Source organism: Syntrophales bacterium, assembly GCA_030655775.1.
GTDB lineage: Bacteria > Desulfobacterota > Syntrophia > Syntrophales > JADFWA01 > JAUSPI01.
Map to the genome: position 1 here is coordinate 1 of JAUSPI010000269.1, position 4,356 is coordinate 4,356.

Below are 4,356 nucleotides of genomic sequence, written 5' to 3' on the forward strand. Positions count from 1 at the left end.
TGTAGCGGGGCCATTTCATCCCGCATTCAGATCACTCGTCGAGGGGTCTATCTTTCTCGATATGGCATCTTCTCTCCTGGAGCGGACCCGAATCAGAGACAAGGAGATAACGTTTACTCTCTCTCCGGGAGATGTTTCAAAATTCCGCGGTCTGAAGAATCAGAACTTATCGACACAAAAAGGGCGATTCAAACTTACAAAAATTTCAGAAAAAACTGACCCCGGCCAGGAAAGAGGGATGCTGGTATTAACGAATAGTTCAAAGTTCAAAGTTCAAAGTTCAAAGTTCCGAGTTCAAAGTTCGGAGTTCTCAACCCGGAACCCTAAACTCGGAACCCGGAACCATCTTTTAAGTAACGGAGAGAAGAATTGTTTAAATCAGGTTTCATAGGGATCATAGGAAGACCCAACGTTGGAAAATCGACCCTTCTGAACGGGATAATAGGGGAGAAGATAGCCATTACCACTCATAAACCGCAGACCACGAGAAACAGGATAACCGGCATCAAAAACCTCGAAAACGGCCAGTTCATCTTCCTCGACACACCGGGAATACACAAGGCTACGACACCGCTCGGTAAATATATGGTGAAGGCTGCCGTTGATACCTTCGGGGATATGGATCTCATGCTCCTGCTTGTCGAAACCGGCAGGAAAATCCATGATGACGATATTTTTATTATAAAATCACTGCAAGGTGTAAAAGCCCCGGTCATCCTTGCCATCAATAAGATAGACCTCGCCGAAAAGAAACTGCTTCTACCTCTGATAGATGATCTGAGGAATCTTTTTCCATTCAGGGAGATTATACCCATCTCGGCATTGAAGGGCGACGGTCTCGACATCCTCATCGATATAATATGGAATATCCTCCCCGAAGGGCCGAAATACTTTCCCGATGATATGATAACAGACGTATCCGAAAGATTTCTCGCCGCCGAGATAATCAGAGAAAAGGTGATCCTGTTAACCCATCAGGAGATACCCTACTCCACGGCCGTCATGGTCGATTCTTTTAAAGAAGATGAAAGTAGAAACCTGATCAGAATCCATGCTACTATCAACGTGGAAAAAAAATCGCAAAAGGGAATACTCATTGGGAAACAGGGTTCCATGTTGAAGGAAATAGGGAGTCAGGCACGGCTGGAAATGGAAAAATTCTTCGCCACCAGAATATATCTGGAACTCTTCATCAGAGTCAGCAAAGGCTGGACTAAAGACACAAAGATGCTCAAGGAATTTGGGTACTAAATAGTTCAGAGTTCCGGGTTCAGAGTTCTGGGTTAAAAGACTCCGAACTCTGAACTTTGAACTCGGAACTAACAAGAGGTTGCCAAGTGAAACCTATAATTGCAATAATAGGAAGGCCCAACGTTGGAAAATCGACCTTCTTTAACCGTCTGTCCAAAAGGAAGAAGGCTATCGTAATCGATGAGCCGGGCGCCACAAGGGATAGAAATTACGCGGATTGTACCTGGAACGACAGGGATTTCATACTGATAGACACGGGTGGATTCGAACCCGTCTCCAGGGAAAAAATCCTGATCCAGATGCGCGAACAGACTACTCTTGCCATAGAGGAGGCAGACACCATCATCTTTCTCATGGACGGAAGGGAGGGCCTGACGCCGTCGGATGTAGAGATCGCAAATCTCTTACGAGAGGCTGAAAAACCGACTTTCTTTGTAATCAACAAAATAGACGGGCCAAAACAAGAGGAGCTCGCTTACGAATTCTACCGGCTTGGGATTGAAAAACTCTACACCATATCCTCCGAGCATGGGGTGGGCGTCGGAGGACTGATGGATGACGTTGTCGAATACCTCCCCGTCCCAGATGCGGTCAGTGAAGATGAACAGAGGATAAGAATCGCCGTGATAGGAAAACCGAATGTCGGAAAATCCTCTATCATCAACAACATGCTGGGGTATGAAAGGACTATCGTTAACCCCCTCCCCGGAACGACGAGAGACGCCATAGACACCCCTTTTGAATTGAATGACCGGAAATACCTTCTGATCGACACTGCGGGCATACGGCGGAAAAGTAAAATAAGCATCACCCTTGAGAAATACAGTGTCGTTCAGGCACTCAAAACCATGAGCAGAAGCGACATCGCATTAATGTTGATAGACGCAGAAGAGGGAATAACAGACCAGGATACAAAGATCGCAGGCCTTGCCTTTGAGCGTGGCGTTGTCTGCATCATCGTTGTGAATAAGTGGGATCTCATCAAAAAAGATAACAGCACCATGGGAAACTATGTGAGAGATATTAAAGAAAAGCTGAAGTTTCTCAATTTTGCACCAACTCTCTTCGTCTCGGCCCTCACCGGCCAGAGGGTTATGAAGATATTTGATACGATTGAAACGGCGTACATCCAGTATACAAGAAGGGTTCAGACGTCCATATTAAACAACAAGGTGCAGGAATTCCTTGAAATAAATCCTCCTCCACGCTATCAGCGCAAGGCACATAACTTCAGCTATGTTACTCAGGCATCTGTAAAACCTCCTACATTTGTCTTCTTCGTCCATGAACCAAAAGCTGTCCATTTCTCATACCAGCGTTATCTGACCAATAAAATAAGAGAAGAATTCGGTTTTGATCACGTACCGATTAAAATAATATTACGGAAAAAAACCAAATAGTATGGGGACAGATTTTAAATCTGTCCCCTAAATCCTAATTTCTTGAAAGGAAAACCATGTTGACGGGACAGGCAAGCGACACGATGAAATGCCGGCCAATCTGACAGTAATTGATTTTCTCGATCAAAACGCAAAATGAAGCGTAAAACAGTACTTTCCCAAAAATAGACATTGAAAATAAGGACTGTCCTCCCCATCCCGTAGGACAGCCGTCTCGGCTGTCTAAGCGATTCACCATTGTGGAGAGGCGGGACGTCTGTCCTAAGGGTCAATGTCTATTTTATGGGCTTTGTTAGTAGTTGACATAAAAAGCTTTTTGCCATATTTAATTAAGCTCAGATGTTCAAAGGTTGTTTTCAATTTATCAATTCAGGAGATAAAAAATGAAGGTTAAAAAGTTGTTTATCTGGTTTCTGGCTTTGTCTTCAATTTTCTGTTTTTCCGGAGTTGCTCCAGCCGCAAAAAATTCAAACACAGTTATAATTGGAGTTTTCCTGCCTATGACAGGTTCGTCAGAAGTTTATGGGCAGACGGAATGGGCCGGAATCAAAATAGCCAACCAAATAAAACCCGCCGTCCTCGGCAAGAAAGTGAAACTCATTCTGGTCGATACCAAAAGCGACAAAACCGGAGCAGCCAATGCTGTCAGCAGATTAATAAAAAAGAATGGGGTTTGCGCAATAATCGGGGAAGCCATCAATGAAAATACGGTGGCAGGAGCACAAATTGCCGAGAAGGCGAGGATACCGATTATCTCACCTTCAGCTACAAATCCAATGGTTACTGAAAACAGAAACTATGTTTTCAGGGTTTGCTTCAGTGATCCATTCCAGGGAGAGGTAGCCGCTAAATACGCATACAATATCATGGGAGCGAGGAAAGCGGCCATTATGATCGATATCGCTCAGGACTACTGCATCAGTCTTTCTAATGCTTTTGTTAAAAGCTTTATCAACATGGGGGGTAAAATCGCTGCAACAACATACTGTCAGACAGGAGATAGGGACTTCACGGTACAACTTTCAGCCATCATGGCAGCAAAACCGGATGTCCTTTATCTGCCAAACTATTACACCGAAGATGCTCTGACATGCAAACAGGCCACTGAACTGGGAATGAAAATTCCTATCCTGTCAGCCGATGGTGCCAGGGCCGAGGAACTCATTGAAATTGGCGAAAAGGATGTTGAGGGACTTGCGTTCACCTGGCATTTTGCCAGAGAAGGGGCAGAAACCGATCTTGCAAAAAAATATATCAAAACCTTTGAAACTAAAAACGAAAGAGAGGCCAGTGCCTTTGATGCGTTAGGGGCAGACGCCTATTTTGTTTTGTTAGATGCCATCGAAAGGGCCAAATCAACAAGAGGAAGCAGCATCAGAGCTGCCTTGGCAGACACGAAAGATTTCAAAGGGGTTTCCGGCACCATCAATATTGGTAAAGATGGAAATACAATCAAAAGCGCAGTTATGCTCCATGTAAAGGAAGGCGAGTTCAAGTATCTGGCAACCGTAAATCCGTAGGCAACCTAAATCACAACTCCCAAGCCAGCTCAAAGGTAAAAGATATAGCAGTTATGTTGCGAGTATAGTTATGTTACCAGATATAGTTCATTTAATTCCTATCAATCCATGGTTTAAGAAATCCATATAGTTCATTTAATTCTTTTCCCTCCTTTGATCTATTTTCCAAGCTAAGATTGCTTTAA

4 protein-coding genes are annotated in these 4,356 nt (G+C 44.1%); all 4 read left to right on the forward strand.

Annotated elements, in window-relative coordinates; all coding sequences use genetic code 11:
* The coding region (locus Q7J27_15065) for a hypothetical protein (GenBank protein MDO9530459.1) at positions 1–219 on the forward strand (219 nt) is incomplete at its 5' end.
* 150 nt (positions 220–369) lie between these two features.
* Entirely contained in the window at positions 370–1,251 is an 882-nt protein-coding gene (era, locus tag Q7J27_15070) for a GTPase Era (protein ID MDO9530460.1), read from the forward strand.
* Positions 1,252–1,337: 86 nt separating this feature from the next.
* Positions 1,338–2,651: a ribosome biogenesis GTPase Der gene (gene der, locus Q7J27_15075; GenBank protein ID MDO9530461.1), complete on the forward strand. Its 1,314-nt coding sequence runs from the start codon at positions 1,338–1,340 to the stop codon at positions 2,649–2,651.
* Positions 2,652–3,034: 383 nt separating this feature from the next.
* A complete protein-coding gene (locus Q7J27_15080; protein ID MDO9530462.1) occupies positions 3,035–4,171 on the forward strand; it encodes an ABC transporter substrate-binding protein in 1,137 nt (378 codons plus the stop codon).
* Positions 4,172–4,356 lie beyond the last annotated feature (185 nt).

Coding starts and splice junctions, on each gene's coding strand:
- Q7J27_15080 (MDO9530462.1), top strand. CDS start 3,035: ATGAAGGTTAAAAAGTTGTTTATCTGGTTTCTGGCTTTGTCTTCAATT.